Source organism: Devosia naphthalenivorans, from assembly GCF_003056355.1.
Taxonomy (GTDB): domain Bacteria; phylum Pseudomonadota; class Alphaproteobacteria; order Rhizobiales; family Devosiaceae; genus Devosia; species Devosia naphthalenivorans.
Genome location: NZ_PYVW01000009.1, coordinates 89,054 through 104,391, shown reverse-complemented (window position 1 = coordinate 104,391; position 15,338 = coordinate 89,054). Strand labels below are relative to the sequence as shown.

At 59.2% G+C, this 15,338-nt stretch carries 25 protein-coding genes; 6 read left to right on the top strand and 19 right to left on the bottom strand.

The window, feature by feature from the left end:
* Positions 1–58 precede the first annotated feature (58 nt).
* Positions 59–559, bottom strand: a complete 501-nt coding sequence (locus tag C8264_RS12755; RefSeq protein ID WP_108461367.1) for a sigma-70 family RNA polymerase sigma factor — start codon at positions 557–559, stop codon at positions 59–61.
* Between the two features lie 498 nt (positions 560–1,057).
* A complete protein-coding gene (locus C8264_RS12750) occupies positions 1,058–1,225 on the bottom strand; it encodes a hypothetical protein (protein ID WP_162783620.1) in 168 nt (55 codons plus the stop codon).
* A gap of 369 nt (positions 1,226–1,594) precedes the next feature.
* Between C8264_RS12750 and C8264_RS12745 the strand changes: the two genes are divergently transcribed.
* Positions 1,595–2,095, top strand: a complete 501-nt coding sequence (locus tag C8264_RS12745) for a hypothetical protein (protein ID WP_108461365.1) — start codon at positions 1,595–1,597, stop codon at positions 2,093–2,095.
* A 5-nt stretch (positions 2,096–2,100) separates the two neighbouring features.
* Here the strand turns inward: C8264_RS12745 and C8264_RS12740 are convergent, their stop codons facing one another.
* Positions 2,101–2,379: a helix-turn-helix domain-containing protein gene (locus tag C8264_RS12740; protein WP_108461364.1), complete on the bottom strand. Its 279-nt coding sequence runs from the start codon at positions 2,377–2,379 to the stop codon at positions 2,101–2,103.
* An 81-nt stretch (positions 2,380–2,460) separates the two neighbouring features.
* Between C8264_RS12740 and C8264_RS12735 the strand changes: the two genes are divergently transcribed.
* Both C8264_RS12735 and C8264_RS12730 read left to right on the top strand, forming a co-directional pair.
* Positions 2,461–3,858 carry a helicase HerA-like domain-containing protein gene (locus tag C8264_RS12735; protein ID WP_108461363.1) on the top strand — a complete coding sequence of 466 codons (1,398 nt, stop codon included), beginning with the start codon at positions 2,461–2,463 and terminating at the stop codon, positions 3,856–3,858.
* Positions 3,859–3,875: 17 nt separating this feature from the next.
* Positions 3,876–4,370 (top strand): hypothetical protein, encoded by a 495-nt coding sequence (locus C8264_RS12730; protein WP_108461362.1) that lies wholly within the window; start codon positions 3,876–3,878, stop codon positions 4,368–4,370.
* Positions 4,371–4,447: 77 nt separating this feature from the next.
* Here C8264_RS12730 and C8264_RS12725 read toward each other — a convergent pair whose 3' ends face one another.
* From C8264_RS12725 to C8264_RS12685, 8 genes are all read right to left on the bottom strand, one after another.
* Positions 4,448–4,813, bottom strand: coding sequence for a hypothetical protein (locus tag C8264_RS12725; RefSeq protein WP_108461361.1), 366 nt, complete (start codon positions 4,811–4,813; stop codon positions 4,448–4,450).
* A 302-nt stretch (positions 4,814–5,115) separates the two neighbouring features.
* Positions 5,116–5,502 (bottom strand): hypothetical protein, encoded by a 387-nt coding sequence (locus C8264_RS12720; RefSeq protein WP_108461360.1) that lies wholly within the window; start codon positions 5,500–5,502, stop codon positions 5,116–5,118.
* Complete coding sequence (locus C8264_RS12715) at positions 5,499–7,682, bottom strand: hypothetical protein (RefSeq protein WP_108461359.1); 2,184 nt, start codon at positions 7,680–7,682, stop codon at positions 5,499–5,501. The genes C8264_RS12720 and C8264_RS12715 overlap by 4 nt, the downstream gene beginning before the upstream one ends.
* 138 nt (positions 7,683–7,820) lie before the next feature.
* On the bottom strand, positions 7,821–8,225 hold the full coding sequence (locus C8264_RS12710) for a hypothetical protein (RefSeq protein WP_162783619.1): 405 nt from the start codon (positions 8,223–8,225) through the stop codon (positions 7,821–7,823).
* A gap of 14 nt (positions 8,226–8,239) precedes the next feature.
* A complete protein-coding gene (locus C8264_RS12705) occupies positions 8,240–9,106 on the bottom strand; it encodes a hypothetical protein (RefSeq protein ID WP_108461357.1) in 867 nt (288 codons plus the stop codon).
* 9 nt (positions 9,107–9,115) lie between these two features.
* Positions 9,116–9,505, bottom strand: a complete 390-nt coding sequence (locus C8264_RS12700; RefSeq protein ID WP_108461356.1) for a hypothetical protein — start codon at positions 9,503–9,505, stop codon at positions 9,116–9,118.
* Between the two features lie 307 nt (positions 9,506–9,812).
* A complete protein-coding gene (locus C8264_RS12690; protein WP_108461354.1) occupies positions 9,813–10,019 on the bottom strand; it encodes a hypothetical protein in 207 nt (68 codons plus the stop codon).
* 97 nt (positions 10,020–10,116) lie between these two features.
* Positions 10,117–10,383 carry a hypothetical protein gene (locus C8264_RS12685; RefSeq protein WP_108461353.1) on the bottom strand — a complete coding sequence of 89 codons (267 nt, stop codon included), beginning with the start codon at positions 10,381–10,383 and terminating at the stop codon, positions 10,117–10,119.
* A gap of 68 nt (positions 10,384–10,451) precedes the next feature.
* Here C8264_RS12685 and C8264_RS12680 point away from each other — a divergent pair, with 68 nt between their 5' ends.
* A complete protein-coding gene (locus C8264_RS12680; protein ID WP_108461352.1) occupies positions 10,452–11,204 on the top strand; it encodes a hypothetical protein in 753 nt (250 codons plus the stop codon).
* 26 nt (positions 11,205–11,230) lie between these two features.
* Here C8264_RS12680 and C8264_RS12675 read toward each other — a convergent pair whose 3' ends face one another.
* From C8264_RS12675 to C8264_RS12640, 8 genes are all read right to left on the bottom strand, one after another.
* On the bottom strand, positions 11,231–11,533 hold the full coding sequence (locus tag C8264_RS12675) for a DUF6074 family protein (protein WP_108461351.1): 303 nt from the start codon (positions 11,531–11,533) through the stop codon (positions 11,231–11,233).
* Positions 11,530–12,381 carry a hypothetical protein gene (locus tag C8264_RS12670; protein ID WP_108461350.1) on the bottom strand — a complete coding sequence of 284 codons (852 nt, stop codon included), beginning with the start codon at positions 12,379–12,381 and terminating at the stop codon, positions 11,530–11,532. Before C8264_RS12670 ends, C8264_RS12675 begins: the two co-directional genes overlap by 4 nt.
* Positions 12,378–12,578 carry a hypothetical protein gene (locus tag C8264_RS12665; RefSeq protein ID WP_108461349.1) on the bottom strand — a complete coding sequence of 67 codons (201 nt, stop codon included), beginning with the start codon at positions 12,576–12,578 and terminating at the stop codon, positions 12,378–12,380. The genes C8264_RS12670 and C8264_RS12665 overlap by 4 nt, the downstream gene beginning before the upstream one ends.
* An 85-nt stretch (positions 12,579–12,663) precedes the next feature.
* Positions 12,664–12,927 carry a hypothetical protein gene (locus C8264_RS12660; RefSeq protein WP_108461348.1) on the bottom strand — a complete coding sequence of 88 codons (264 nt, stop codon included), beginning with the start codon at positions 12,925–12,927 and terminating at the stop codon, positions 12,664–12,666.
* Positions 12,924–13,115: a hypothetical protein gene (locus C8264_RS12655; RefSeq protein WP_108461347.1), complete on the bottom strand. Its 192-nt coding sequence runs from the start codon at positions 13,113–13,115 to the stop codon at positions 12,924–12,926. The genes C8264_RS12660 and C8264_RS12655 overlap by 4 nt, the downstream gene beginning before the upstream one ends.
* A complete protein-coding gene (locus C8264_RS12650; protein WP_162783618.1) occupies positions 13,112–13,696 on the bottom strand; it encodes a hypothetical protein in 585 nt (194 codons plus the stop codon). The genes C8264_RS12655 and C8264_RS12650 overlap by 4 nt, the downstream gene beginning before the upstream one ends.
* A gap of 95 nt (positions 13,697–13,791) precedes the next feature.
* Positions 13,792–14,118, bottom strand: coding sequence for a hypothetical protein (locus C8264_RS12645; RefSeq protein WP_108461345.1), 327 nt, complete (start codon positions 14,116–14,118; stop codon positions 13,792–13,794).
* Positions 14,115–14,294, bottom strand: coding sequence for a hypothetical protein (locus C8264_RS12640; RefSeq protein WP_108461344.1), 180 nt, complete (start codon positions 14,292–14,294; stop codon positions 14,115–14,117). Before C8264_RS12640 ends, C8264_RS12645 begins: the two co-directional genes overlap by 4 nt.
* 127 nt (positions 14,295–14,421) lie before the next feature.
* On the opposite strand from C8264_RS12640, the gene C8264_RS12635 reads away from it, so the two are divergent.
* Positions 14,422–14,856: a hypothetical protein gene (locus C8264_RS12635; RefSeq protein ID WP_162783617.1), complete on the top strand. Its 435-nt coding sequence runs from the start codon at positions 14,422–14,424 to the stop codon at positions 14,854–14,856.
* Positions 14,853–15,290, top strand: coding sequence for a lysozyme inhibitor LprI family protein (locus C8264_RS12630; RefSeq protein WP_245893148.1), 438 nt, complete (start codon positions 14,853–14,855; stop codon positions 15,288–15,290). The genes C8264_RS12635 and C8264_RS12630 overlap by 4 nt, the downstream gene beginning before the upstream one ends.
* The last annotated feature ends 48 nt before the right edge of the window (positions 15,291–15,338 follow it).

Genomic DNA, 15,338 nt, shown 5'->3' with positions numbered 1-15,338 from the left:
CGTCCACTAGCTGTCGAATCCATTCCCATACGGCATCCCTCCATACCCATCAGAGGAGTCACCAGCATGCCACCTTCGAAGCATTCAGCCTGACCGCAATCATCTTTGCAGCCGCTAGCTTGTGCCGCTTGAACGTAGCCAGGCTCCATCCCAGCTGACGGCAAAGAGCCACTTCAGTCATGCCCCTGGACTTGGCGATGATGAAAGCCACCAGGCAGAGCCGCGGGCGCTCGTAGGCCATGAGGTTGCCGTTCAGCCAAGCTGAGTGGCTGCCCTTAGCATCAGTCCAGCCCAGCAATACCATTTCCATTCTGCTGACCTCGACAGACGACGGCCGGCGCTTGACCCGCCACTTCGCGGGCTTGGCTTCCATACGATCGGCAAGGTCGGCCAGGTCTGCGTGGTACTCAGGCCAAAATGCTTTCATTTTCTTCGGCCCGACCCTGCCGGTGGTGACGCTGAGCACGGCAAAAGAATCGATTAGGGCACGGATCACTGCCTGCGGTGTCCAGAGCGTAGCGGATGCTTCAACATCGGCCGTGGGTAGCTTGTAGAGCATCAGCAGGCACCCCGCTGCTCATCCGCCCACCACCCCTTCACTGCACATCTTTCCACGTCAGCTACTCCGTTCAAGATTATTGAACGTAGATAGTCTCATTTGGACGTTTTCGGAACCGACATTTGCAGCGGGCGGAGAGAATTCTGCTTTTGCCTCAACGGCGGGCGCTGGATGGCGCTGAACCCCCTATGAAGAAAAACTTGAGCGATGATGCGCGGTCGGGTGCCGCCCCCATGGCAAATGGTCGAGGTACGGTCCCTAAACCCCCAAAAAGTCCACAGCGCGGGTCACTGGCAGGCGTTAGCACTGTGTCGGTCACTTGCCTCCCACCTGCGCTGCCTCGCCTGGTGGCGCGGCTCTGTGCGTGCGCCCTCTCGACCATCACCATCAGTAGGGCCATGCAGCAGCGCGAGGGTGCAGGGCATCACCCGGGCGGGCACATGTCACACCCTCACCCACCAGGCTGGCCGGGTTAGTCGGGACAAGCGGTCAGCCAGGTCATGTACGCGGAGAGGTCCGGCCTATGGCTGCAATGCGCGCCATGAACAGGTCATTGTCCGTCTCTGCCTCGCTCTGAGAATTGGGGGCGATCAAATCGGGATTACGCCTGTCGACATACAAATCGATAGCATGAAGGTCATAGTTGCCGGTAACTACATCAGCCATGGGAAAGCCGTTCCCCTGCAGCGCTGGAAGGAGATCTCTAAACCTTGCTTCGGTCAAGCCAATTCGCCTGGCGGCACCAGCAGGCGGAACGCAGCGCGGCTTGATGTGAAATCGCATCGGCCACCTTCGCCAAAACAGAGTTCGCTTGCGTCTTGGCTTGCCAGAGTCCTGGCATGGAGACCGGGCGGCACGAATTAGGACCGCGGCTACAAACAGCACCTGAGCCGCATCTATGTGGAGAGAAAGGGAGAAGGCGAATTCTGTAGACATGGCACAGCTCTTTCGAGTTGTGGCACGTCCATGCGCCGGTGTTGAATACCAGAGGGCTAGAGCGATTCTGCACTGCCTTCAACCCACAAGGCTGCTGGCATGCAAGTACTTCAGATCGTGCAAGCTCTTGGCTCAGCGGCCGGGCTCTTGTCCGCCCTCTATCTAGGCTGGCAGTTTATCACTCGGCGGCTGCCGGCAGCCGTGATTGTCGTTCGGAAAGCGTATGAATTTAGCCCAGCCAAGACGCATTTTCTACGCATCAAGAACCCTTCGGATCGTCCGATGATTGTACGCTTCGGCGACAACATAGAGCCTACCGAACTCAGGGTAATCTTGGATGACAGCATCCGAGCTGCAGTGGTTGCGGCCATGGGCGAGAGTGTTGAGGTCGTCATCGATGCCGAAGAAGCCACGGAGTTTCGCCTCGCCAGGCGTACCGACCACGAAACTATAGACCCAGAGAACCACGTGTTTGCGCAGTTTGCGTGGAGATACCCCCAACCTTTCGTCTGGCAACTTGAGCGTCGTCAACGCGTACAGATGCGCCGTCGCGACTATGACGCGCTGATTGCAGATCCCCTTAGAGACGACGACCTCTAGTACCTTCAGCGTTGCTGGGCTTCCGCTGCGACAACCTTGCTTTCTGGCTTTGTGCGTAGGCCGGGCCCCTTGCCATCGTCAGCCAAGAATGTCACCCCTGCAACTTCAAGCGCCGCCTGAAGCGCTTTAAGGGTTGTCTCCCTGGGCCATCTCGCTTCCCGCTCGAAGTCCACGATGGTGCGCAAGTGGATGGACGAGGCTTCTGCTAGCTCTTCTCGTGCCCAGCCAAGCATTGCCCGTGCAGCGCGGCATTGAGCAGCGGAAATGTTTACATTTTCAGTCATTTACTCGCCGATTTACATTGACCCAGACTACGCATGAGTTACACTTTTTATGCACACAATCAAGCGCGATCGGATTTCCTGATGAACATCGATCTGGGTCTTACTGCAGACGGACGGAAGGTTTCACTTCCTCTCAAGTTCGCCAACCGCCATGGCCTGATTACGGGTGCAACTGGGACGGGTAAGAGCTGTTCACTTCAACGCATGGCCGAGCAGTTCTCCGCGGCCGGCGTGCCGGTGTTCGCGGCCGATATCAAAGGCGACCTTTCAGGGATCGCCACCAATGCTCCCGTGACGTTCTGGGACGTCTTCGGCGACAAGGGGCACCCGATCCGGACGAGCGTGCAGGAGATGGGTGCGGTGCTGCTGGCCCGCATGTTGAACCTGAACGAGACGCAGGCCGGTACGCTGTCGATCGCGCTCAAGCGCGCGGAAGACCAAGCCGACTTCCTGCTGACTCTGGATGACCTGCGCTGGCAATTGCAGGACATGCAGGATGATCGGGAAACGGTATGCCAGGTCTATGGCAACATCACCGCTGCCTCTATTGCCACCATCCAGCGCAATGTGCTGACGCTCGAGCAACAGGGCGGAGCAAAGCTATTCGGCGAACCGCCTTTCGAGATCGCCGACTTCATGCGCGCGGCCGATGGCAAGGGCATGGTCAACCTATTGCACGCCGATGGGCTGATGGAAGCACCGAAGCTCTACGGCACGCTGATCTACTGGCTGCTAACTGAATTGTTCCGCAAGCTGCCGGAGGTAGGCGACGTCGAAAAGCCCAAGCTGGTGTTCTTCTTCGATGAAGCGCACCTGCTGTTTGCCGATGCTCCCAAGCACCTCCTGGACGCCATAGAGCGCATTGTGCGCCTGGTGCGATCGCGCGGTGTGGGCGTCTACTTCGTCACTCAATCCCCGTCCGATGTTCCCGACGGCGTGCTGGCGCAGCTGGGCAATCGGATCCAGCACGCATTGCGCGCCTACACGCCCAAGGAGCAGCGCTTCGTGAAAGCAGCGGCACGCGCCTTCCGGCCCAATAAGGACGTGGACGTCGAGAAGGCTGTGCTGGAAATGGGTTTGGGCGAGGCACTGGTTTCCACGCTCATTGATGACGGCGTGCCTATGCCGGTGGAGCGCATCAAGGTGGGGAAGCCTGCCGGGCAGATCGGCGCGCTGTCGGACATCGAACGGCAGACGATCATCGAGCAATCGCCGATGCGCCAAAAATACCCGTCGGTTATCGAAGGGCAACGCCATAGCCACGACTTCCAGAACCGGCATCGCGCAGCGCGTGGGCTGGTGGTGAGGGAATGGCAGGGAGAGCGGTCTCAGTCCGGAATGTCGGTGCGGGAGGCTCTGGCGCCGGTGCATGCGATCGGTGCTCGTCCGGTGAAAAGCTGGCAGAGCGAGCTTTACTGGGGACTGGGCTATCTGACCGTTGCCGGAGCCTTGTTTATGGCGTCAGGCTTCGCCGGTTAGCTCCAAGGAATCAGTCAATGGTTGATCTGTCTCTGCTTGCCGGCGCGGCCTCATCTCTCCGTATCGCCTCCGATGTGGCCTCGAGCTTAGTTGGGCTTCGTGATCATCAGCTGCTTCAAACCAAGGTCATTGAACTTCAGCGCCTGATCCTTGATGCGCAATCTAGTGCCACTTCGGCCCAGATGCAGCAAATGGAACTGGTGCAGCAAATTCGCGATCTGCAGAAAGAGATTGAGGCGTTCAACAACTGGCAGGCTGTGACACAGCGCTACGAGCTCGTTGACATGGGCGGCGACACCTTCAGCTATCGGTTAAAGGGAAATTTGACCGACGAACCGGCTCATCTACTCTGTACCAACTGCTTTGAAGATCGGCGAAAAAGCGTGCTGCAGAGGACCTCTAGCCATGGCACGCAGAAGCAATATCAGTGCCCGGCGTGCAAATCGACTTACTGGCTCGGGCAGCACACCCCTTCACCGCCCAGGCAGGTACGTAGATCCAGCGAGTGGTAAGGAGAGGCTCGAACCGTCGACCAGCTCTGTTCAGCCGGCCGGCGATTACGCCGGCTGGGGCAGATGCAAAGACGGTGTTAAAGCAGCCCGTACTGACGGCAATGCTGGGCGGTGCCTTGTCCGCCGATACCAACGACCGAGAACACGCTAACGCCGTTTTGCCCCCTGAATAACGCGCCCATGTACGCTTCTGCGCCGACGTATGCGCCGAAAGCGTTCTTACCGTTCACAGCACCGCAAACGTAAACCATGTCGCTGGAACGGTCGATGACAGCTCGTGCCCCGCCGAAAATGGGAGAGGTCGGATCTCTCAGGTTGTTCGCTACTTCTTGTTGTATAGCGGCCATTTCAGCTTGGGTGAGCTGATAATACTCCATCGCAGTCACCGGCGACGAAGCGAGAAAGCCAAGAGCTGTTGCAACGATAAGTTTTCTGAGAAGCATGGAAGGACCCGATCACACGTTGCGTCTGATCATGATGGTCGCAATCGTGTATCGGTTGAATAATTTGCTTGGTATTTGAACAAAATACCAGGCGCCCGGGAATAGGTGCGTTGACGATGTGGCAGCGATGATCCTGAGAAGTCCGCGGTATCCAGGGGGTTGGCGCCTCTTGCCGGCCTCGTCAGTGTCACGAGCTGGTCGGCTTGTTCTTGGTTCAGGCGGGACTCAATGCACCCGGCCTCACCTTGAAACTGAATGGCTGACTTGCGGCATGTGCGAAATATTCGCGCAGTACCCGTAAACTAGGCGCCCTGATACTTTCCGTCCGTCACTGCGTCGTAAAGATCATCCAGGATCAATGCGGACTCCAGAACCTGGCAGATCAGCTCATCGAGGCTGAGGCCGCGGGCTTCAGCATGCCGGCTGAGAATGTCTCGCCACCAGTGCGGCACGTTGATCGGAATCACTGCGCGCAGGGGAACGTCCGACAGAACACCTGCTTTGCGGATTTGACCTCTCACGGTTGCCTCGCTCGTGCCCTCTCCAAGCTTCTCCGCTATCACCCGGGCCGAGTAACCGCGGCCGTGCCAGTAACCCAGCCGCACAGCCCAGAGATTTGAGCGGCGGGGCAGTGGCTTGCCCCGCTCGTCCATCTCCACCGCATTCCCGCGCACCATGACGGTGGTCAAGGCGCAACCCCGTAGTCCGCGTAGGAGGCGTTGACCTGGTCGCGCACACTTGTCGACTGGCTCTGCATCAGCCCGCCTATGCCCTGCAAAGCAGCTGACAGGCGGTTTGCAAGCAGGAGAGCATGCTGCAGGTCCGTTGTGTCGACTTTCGGGACAAGCGTTCCATTGAGCACCTGAAGCTTCCCAGCGGCAGTGTCTGCCGCCGTTCCGGCAGCGTCGATCTGGCCTGTGTCTACCTGGGGCCCAGCACCCGACCCGAACTGCGAGTCCAGCGAAGCACCCCATCCTGGCGAGCCTGGCATGACGTCGGCACCCGCGGGGCTTAGGTCATCATAGGGTGACGGAAGGGGTGGAGGGGGTTCAGCGCTACCCGTACCAAGCACGCTGTTGACCATGTCCCACAGCTGCGTCTTGATCCGACCTTGCTCTGCTACTTGGGCTTCGTATTCCTCCATGGATCCGGGCTGCCCAGTCACCAGCTCGGCGGCGACTGCTGGCGCCGCAACAACACCTGCACCTTTCAGCCAGGTGAGAGCAGCTGCAAGCCAGCCTTGGTTGCTTGCTGCTCCAGCAGCACCCGCTGCGGCTCCTGTACCACCAAGCGAGGTTGCCGCGCCTTGGAGCATCACTGCGGCGGTCTGGAGGGATGGGCCTGCCGTGGTCAGAGCAATCATTCCAGCCCCAACCTTCCATGCACCCAGAAGGCCAAGCCCCACGCCACCAGCTGCGAGCCCGAAAGCCCCACCAGGCATCTCGCGGATGCCGGCGGCCATGGAGTTGATGGTGTCTGCGAGGCTATTCATTGCCGGGATAATCACAGGGAAGATGTGGTTGCCGGCGGCACCACTGAGATTTTCCAGCGAATCCACCAGGCCGTCCAAGGTGGCGAACGGGTTCACGTCCTGTATGTCGTCGGCAGCTGCAAGGCCGGCCGTGCGCGGTAGGTTTTCGACAAGCCTTTGCTTCTGGTCCCAATTGGTGATGGCACTGAGAATGAAGTCTCGAGCAAGCCGGTTGCTGGCCACATCGTTGAGCACCTGGGCAAGCTGAACATTGTCTTTGGTGTTGACGCCGGCGGCTTCAAGCGCAGGAACTAGACGCTCGTTGATCCATCGTTCGGGATTTTGGAGCAACTCGGCAGCATAGGCCATGGTGCCGTCTTCGTTGCGGACGCCAATCTGGGTCTGATAGTCCTCGACTTTGTCAGTGGCGGTGCCGCCGATCGTGTTGTCAGAGAAGGCTCGCAGCTGGGTACCTGCATCTGAGCCGCCGACCTCCGCAATACGGAAGGGTAGCCATTGAAACAAATACTCATCTGAGAAGATTTTGCCAGCAGCCCGTGAGTACTTGATAGCCTCGGCAAACGCCGTGGGATCCATGTCTGCGCCGGTCATCTGCTGGGCTCGAATATAAGCCTCCAGCGACTTGTGATATTCTTCCGGAGTGATGTTCTGGACATTGTCCATGGCTCGGTTAAAGCCACGCAGGCCGTTCACCGCACCATCTGCACCCAAAGTGTTGGACAGGTAGAGCAGTGCCTGGGCCATCGCGTCCGACACGGCAATGGCATCGTCCGTGGTCTCCATCGCAAGCGCTGCTTCGCGTAGCATCTGAAACACCAACGCGTTGTTCAGCCGGCGCTCGCCCGCTAGCTTGACTGATTGGTTCCAAAGGGCATCGCGCTCCTCCTCTGGCAAGCCGGAGTATCGGGCTTCAGCCTTCTGCCGCCATTCCTCAGACGCTGCCGTCGCACCGCCGTGGACGGCCCTTGAGCCCATGTAGAGGCCACCCACACCGCCAAAGGTGATCAGCCCCATGCGGACCATCTTACCCACCGTGGTATGGAAGCGCCTGGCACTGGCATTCGCCTCATCGATGCCAGTGCGGACGGCCGCGAAATGCCCAAGAGTGGCGTGTCGCCAAGTTGCTAAATCGGCCTTGGCGATTTTGCCGTTGATGTCCCGGGCTAGCAGGCCATAGCTACTGGAAATTGCCGCGCGTTCGGCTGGGGTAAGCTTCAGCTTGTCGAGCTGCCGATCGAATGCCGCTCCCCACGGGGCACTGCCAAGACGGTTGGCGGCACCCTGGATTGAAGCAAGCGCCCGATTGATCTCGGGCGCCTTCTGAGTGACATCCTGTCTGAGCAGGATTTGCAGTATGCCGACTAGGGTGCGTGCCATCAGTTTATCCCTTCATCCGGGCGCCTGCCATGATGGCAGCTTGGCGTTTCAGATCGATCGCATCAGCGAAGCGATCGAGGATCTCGTCCCAAGACCATGAGAGGATCTCGCTCATGGGTTGATGGAGTTCGCTGGCGATCAGGCTCGTAATGGATCGCCAGTGTGCGAGTTGTCGTCTTCCTTTGAGCCCTGAACTTTCTCCGCCAGCGCGCCCAGGGCTCGGAAGCGGGCGGGCAAAAAAACTTCTACGGCCTCGTCGATGGCATAGACATCGTCATCATCAAGGGCTGAATAGCCTTCTGCCGAGATGTCGATTCCCGGAAACATGGGCTCGATTCTACCCGCCTGGGCTGCGAGCAAGCTGGCCTGAGCGAAGTGCTTGGCTTCAAACCCGCGTAGCCGGCGCACGGTGACTTCCCGAACTTCCACTCCGTTCAGCTCGAAAGGGTGCTGGAGCGGGATGGTGACGGAACGTGGTGTGTCGGCCAGGTACCTGGGCCCGATGGGCGCCGCCTCGGCGGCCGGGGTTGTGCTGTCGGTCACGGTTTGAGCCTCCATCATCGTACCTCTTCCACACCGGCTCGGTCGTCCGGGTAGGGGGCGCTCCGCGCTGCCTTCTCCTTGGCACGCCGCTCCAGAATTGCTTTGGCCTCTGGAAGAGGGTTCCCCAACGGATCATGTGTCAACGATGCCGGTATGCCGGGCGCGCTGTATGTGGGAGCAATTTTGTGTGGGGGTTGCGAAACGGAGACCACTCGGCGGGGCGCTCGAACTTCTTCTGACTTCAGGCTGGCCGCGCGGCGGAGAGCTTGGACTGCCTCGTCGGCGGAGGCCGCCACAGTGGGAGACTTCTGCTCTGGGCTCGACTGAATGGCGTTATTGGAGAGCCATTCCCCGATTTCAGAAACGTAGCGCGGTGCGCTCCAAGTCAGCCCAAGGTCGTACTGTGAAAAAGCCGCGAGCTGGATCAGGCGAACCCCTTCGGCCGCCGTCGCCCGTGCCGCTTCGGTGACGTTTGCTTTCCAAGCGGATAGCAGATCATCCAATTTGTCGTGACGCTCGGCGACTTCGGCCTGGGCTTTTCGCAGCTCGTCCGTCAGCACCTCATCGCGGCCGGCGATACCCTGCAGGGCCTCGCTGGCTGCCTGGTGCTCCTTGCGAGCCGTGGCAACATCTTCTGCGGTGGTGTTGCCAATTTCGCTCAGAGCCTGTGCTCGGATAAGGACCTTCCTGGTCTCTGCCTCCCGCTCAACGGCACGGGTCTCAATCGTGTCGTCCTGGAGAGTTTCCCGGATGGAAGAGTACCGCTTTGTAGCAGCTTGCAGTGCTGCAAGAGCAGTGGCGACGTTGGGGTCAGTGGCAAGAGCCGCCTTCAGGCGCTGTTCGGGGGTACTTTCCGACGATTTGTTTGTCAGTAACTTCATGTGAGTCTCCTATCGCCGATGGCGCTGCCGCTCGGCATTATGCTCGGCGATGACTTCATCCCAGAGGCTGGTGTCGCCGGGGCGGTGATCATTGGACGTGTGATTTGCAGCGGGCTTCTCGCACTTCGTGCCGAGTACCTCAGCCCAGGAGTCGCCGTACTCCGCTGGCTTCTGGGCCGGGCTGCTGTTGGCGCTGCCTCCGCCCGTGCTCGATAGGTTGGAAGCTAGGGGATCTGTTGAACCGCCACCTGCCAACTGCAGATCGGTCAGCCGATTGGCTTCAGCATGGGCGCCGTGGGTGTCCTCTTCGAAACGTTCGGACTCAATCAGCGCTCGGAAATGCTGGCTGAAAATGCATGCGCGTTCCTGGCTGAGCTCATATGCGGTCTTCTTGGTCATGCGACCGTCCTTTCAGATAAGTTGGGCCCGCGGAAATCGCCCGCGGGCCCATGCCAACAGCGCGCCGGCGCGACCCGAGCTGCTGCTGCTGGTGTTCATGTTCTTCGTCCAATGCTGGGCACCCGCGCCGGTCGCTCATGGGGCCAGATGATCTCCGCGAGCACTTCGGCGTACGGGTTCCGCAGAGCTAACTGTGCTTCGGCAGCTTCACGTATCTCGGCAGCCTCGAGGACCTGCGCCGGTGTCGGGAGCATCGGCTGAAAGGGGTGGGTGCGGGCGAGCTCGGCTACGCGAACCAGTTCCGGTTTCATCGTGCAATGCCCAACTGGTCCAGATCACCGGGCTCGAATACGCCAGTGAACTGCAGGCCACGCTGGGCCAGGCGTTCGCCAGCGGCGCGGATGATGACCTCGTTTACGGACTGACCAGAGCGGTTGCTCTCTATGATCAGTGCCTCGCAAAAGTCTTCAAGAACATTGCCGCCGCGAAGCGGCAGTCGGCGGGTTTGGGCCATGATTGATGCCTCCGTTGAGAAGCATCAAATCACGCTAGCGGTCCGGTTTGCAGCCGCCATAGAGGGCTTCAATGTACACAGACGGACATGGTGTACTTCAAACTGTGGATGCTTGGATGAACAGCTGAACCTCTGGATCATCCCGCTTCCCTTGGGCGTATAGATCCAACAAATCAGCGCGCCCCGCGCGTGACATCAACACTGCGGGTAGACTGAGTTCAATGCGACCACCGGCGAGTGGTCGACGGCCGATCCTTGGGTCGTCCCGATACCAGCGGCGCAGGGTGCGCTCCTCAAGTTTGAAGATGGCCGCGGCCTCTTTTACTCCAACGTACTCTCCAGGGCGGAGGATGTCATCGATCATGCAGCACCGCCATTGACCGCTAGCTTCCGCCTGTTGCCTATTCGACGCTGGGGATTCGGGGGCAGTCGATGAATGTTGGTGAGGGTGCTTCCGGGGCGATACTGTTTGGCGCTGGTGTCCTTGGCGGTGTGATGTTGGTGGCGATGCTGCCGGGCATGCCCTGGATTGCAAGCGTGCCCGACCCCGCCAACAATCTTGATCTTGGGGCGCAGCGGAGTATGGCTGCTGCAGCTTGGTGGATGGTCGTGATCACCGCTGCTTCGGCTGTTGTGGGCGCGGGAGGCCTCTACCTGATCTACCGTACTCTGCGGGAGGCTAAGCGCAGCGCTGACGCTGCGGATAAAGCAGTTGCGGCATCGTTGGCTGCTGTTGAGGGGGCGAGAGATATCGGGCAAGCGCAGGTCCGGGCCTACATCATCATCTCCCGGGCGATCGTCGCTCACATGTCGAGTGGTGAATACGAGATCCAGTTTTCGTTCGTGAATGCGGGACAGACCCCCGCAACGGGCATTTGGGTCGAGTACAAACTCTTTTTGGGCTCTGTAGACGGTGAGAGCCCCCTCGAGAGTGAAGATGGGGAAAGCCGCTCCGACCTCGCGCCAAATGATGCTCGGGCGGCAGATTTCGATCTCGCGCCGTCTGTAAGAGACAAGTTGAACGTGGTGAAACAGGCCAAGTCCGATGAAGTGTTTCTGGAGATCGAGATCTTCTATGACGACGTGTTCGGCGTCACTCATGCTGCGAAGGCGTCCTACTACGGCTTCGGGAGTGACGTGGATGAGGATGGCAGCGTTCGGCTCTATAGGGATCTTGGAGAATGACGAGCAGGTGCTTGCATGATCCATCTTCAAGCCGCACCTCCTGGTTGCTGGTGAGTGGCTCGGCTAAGTTCTGCTGATACTGCAAAGTAGAAGGCCTGCAGCTGGCGATCGACCTCAGCCTGGTCAGCACCGTATCGGCGAAGCTCAGCACCAAGCTTGTTGATCGTGTTCGTCCAGTATGACTGCTGACCCTCGGTGGTTTTGCGGGCCAGTATTGTGCTGACGGTCTTGAGGATCAGCTTTCGGCGGCGGGCGATGGGGAAAGGCAACAGCAGTGCGCAAGCGGTTGGATTTTTCGGAGTTTCCCGACAAAGGTCGAGTTGGGTCACTTACTGCCTCCTTCTGATCTGGTGCTGGTTGGACCAATTCTGTCCGCGTTCCCCATGAGGACTGGTGCGCTACGCGCAGGCGGTCCAAAAGTTGGACTAGAAGCGTCCGCGTTCCCCGGCGTTGGACTGTTTTTGTCGGCGTTCCCCTCTACAGTGGAAACGCCGACGTTTTTGGTCCAAGTCTGTCGCTGGTAGTAGTAGGTGGACTTCGCCATTCCCAATTCCTCCCAAGGCTTTACGGCCTTGGAGGCGGCGCGCTCAGCGCGCGCAGCTGCCTTACGATCCCGGTCCTTTCGTCGACGACGATCTTCCGTTGACTCGTTGAAGGCTAGGATTTTCTTAACTCTGAGATCATCCCGCTCGCGCCAATCGAGCTTGATCATTTGCCCAATCTCCTTGCCCGTAAGGGGTTGGTAATCAGGCAGACTGCGCAGCGCTGCTGCGCGCCTGAAAAACGGGAGCAGCTTGGCACGATCCAAATGATCTAAGCCGATGTAGAGTGCTTGACCCTCAACATGGCGTAGGGTCATCCCCGGCCCGAATATGCAGGCTGCAATGTCCGCTGCTACCGCTGCCCAGGAGCCATCATCCTCAATAACCACCCCTTGTTCGCGACGGTACGAAACTATGGCGCGGAGAGCCTTTCGGTTGCCCAGTCCAGTCATTTCTAGAAGGGTGAACCGTTGGCGGGCGCCCTGCGCCCCGCCGATAGTTGCCGGCATCTTGGTGTAACCTAGCACGCAGTTGCCGACGCGCTGTACCTCTGCATGGGCCGGCACGGTGTTCGCAACGTCCGCCGATCTCGGGTCATTGTCGAAGAGCACTGCTGCGGGGAGGGAGCGCCTCATGGGGCGCCCCCGTGTTCTATCTGACCAGCCTTGTGAAGCTCGAATAGTGCTTTTCGTGCGGCCTCCAAGCTTGGATAGGTCGCTAAGTACTGGTCCAACGGCCCGAAGGTTTCAAAGCCGCGATCCGTGCAGTTCACGAGACCGATCGTTGTGGTGCCGGCGGTGATGTACTCGGTTCGGCGGGTGAGCTTGTTCATGCCGACACCCACCCGACGACGGTGATGACGTAGGCGACAGCCAGCAGCAGGCCGGCGCCGGCGGCGAGATCATGTAGGAGGTTGGTCATCGGCTTCCCTCCAGCGTTGAAAGCCGGCGGAAGAACACATCGACGACGAACAGGATCACTTCGTCGGCGGTGGCCTGATCAAAGCCATTTGAGAACGCCACGTCTTGGACGGCTAGTGCGAGCTGCTCTGTTCCGCCCTTCAGCTCTCGCCGGTACTTTCGTCCGCGAAAGCCCATAGCATGGAACCGTTCGGCACTCTTCTGTGCGCTCTCGGCTCCGGCGGCTTTCAGTTCAGCCAGCTGTGCTACTGCCCCGATCATGCTGCTTGCCCCTCGAAGCGCTCGCGCAGCTTCTTGCGCGAAGCGACCCATCGCCGGCCGATCTGAGTTGCTTCAGGCAAATCACCGGCCTCAAGCATGTGGAATGTGGCCCGTTCAGTGCAGCCGAGCACCTTGGCGATGTTCTTGGCGCCCCAGACGAGATCCAGGCTTTCGGTCTGCTCGTTCATGATGCAGCCCTCACGAGTTTGATGTCGTAATCAGGGTCGGAGAGGTGCGCGAACGCAGAGGCCTTGACGTTCACGTAGGTGAGCTGGTCGACTTCATCGGTGATGTCCCGGCGGTCGAGTTCGAGCACTATGGCTAGGAGCTCGGCATCGAGCCGCTCGAACTGTTCATTTGCCCAGTTACGACGGGCATCGAGACCGTCATCAGAACCCTTGAACCCGTGACTGGTAGCCGCGGTCACCATGATGTGGCGAGCGGCCAAGACAGCTTTCTCAGCACTGCAGAGGTCATCAACGGACATCGTGGAAAGCATTGGCGGGCATAGCGTGGGGCTGCCTGTCTTCAACATGGCGTTGTGCACGATGTTTTCGATCTTGGCCCTAACGGCCTCGATCTTGTTCATCGAGTCGCCGTTTACCTGCATGATCGCACCACCTTCTTCGGGGTGAAGGGTCTGTGCTGCCATTGTCACAGCGAATATGGCCGAGCACACCCGGCCCAGTTCGTCGCTGATGTCATTGAGAGTGGTCGGAGAAATGCTTATCGTTGCGCCTGAGGGGCGCGAAGTGCTATGACTTTTCATCGTCATCTCCATGCATTGGTTTGACATTGGGGCGCCTGCCAGGGCGCTCGCTGAGAGGGTCGAGGTGCCAGCCTCGGCCCTTTTTATTGCAGTATTCATGCCCGACCCGCTTGGACCAACGCTTCGTCGAGAAGGTCGTCCGGGTGAAGGTAGCCAGGCTCTAAGCCGACCTTGGCAACCGTTTCCGACAGCGCGTTAGACATGTCTGCTGCGCGTTCGGGATCTTCGATCAGTGCCGCGTACTCGGACATCAAGCCCGCGTCATAGTCGCCGGCGGCAAACTGATCGGCCAATTCGTGGAGCAACAGAATGGCGTCCACGGAACGTCCACCTAGCTCGTCGCTTGGCTCTACGAGGGATGAGAGGACCCGCTCTTCTGCAGCCTGCTTAAGCGCCTGCGATATCTGTTCTTGATAGCTCATGCGGCTTCTCCTGTGTTGTGGGTGGCCTCGGCTTCGAGGCCTTTTGCTATGAGCTGACGAACGGCCTCAGTCTGAGATGGTATGCGGTTCTTCCAGCGGTATTCTGCGACCGCTTCGGCCTCTTGATCATTCAAGAGCAGTGGGAAGCGGCGCTGACGCAGATCTCTATCGGTCACATTCGAACTCCGTTGATGGTCGTGAGAAACATGATCATGTTTAGCACTATTGTCACGTTGCCTTTTGAGGCGAGCCGTGTCAACTGTTCTTGTGAGAAACATGATCATGTTTAGCAGGAGCGTGGGAATGGCCGACGAGTTGAAGGATCAGCGCATCATCACGTTGATGACGCCGACAGAACTCGAAGCCATTGATGAGTGGAGCTTCGCCAATCGCATCAGGTCGCGCGGTGAAGCGATACGCCGCCTTTGCCAGATCGGGCTGTCGGTAGCGGAGCAGCGGCAAGTATTCGAGAATACGGCGAGCCAATCCGTAAAGCTGACGCTGCGCTTGGTTCAATGGATGAAGGACGCCAGCGAGGAAAAAGCGACGGAAGATGACCCCCTGGAGATTGCCTTTGACATGATGGAGGTTGTGCTTGCGGCGGGAGAAGCAGCGGGTTCCGTACACGGCGATCAGGTGATCTGGAGTGAACAGGGGGAGTTGAACGCAGTACTGGCGCTTGCAAAGGAACTCAAGAAAACCAGGGAAGGCGCGCGAGATGCCGAGGGCAACAAATGAGCCTCCACAAAAGCACATGGACTCCTAAGCTCCGCGCATTCCTCTTCGCTTCTACGGTCTGCATTGCTGGCTCAATGTTGGCTGCTCCAGCAGCTGCCGATGATATTTACGATCGCTGCCTTGAAGACTCAGACGGCACCAACACAGCCTGGTCTGCGTGCGGCGGCGATTATCTGGACCGCTTGGATGGCCAGCTAAACGACACCTGGCAGCAGGTGTTCCCGGAGCTAACACCTGAGGGGCGGACACTGCTGCGCACCGAGCAGCGCGCCTGGAACGCCTTCAAAGAGGGTTCCTGCCTCTACTACGGCAACGGTGATTACGGCCGTGAGGGTCAGGTGCTGCACTTTCCCATCTGCCAAGGTCAGATCATTGAGCAGCGCATCGAATACCTGAACCAACTTGGCGACTTCGCCAGCCCGCGTGAGGAGTAATCGTCGTGTGTGACGTCCAAGCCACCAGGCGTAGCGAGATGCTTCAAC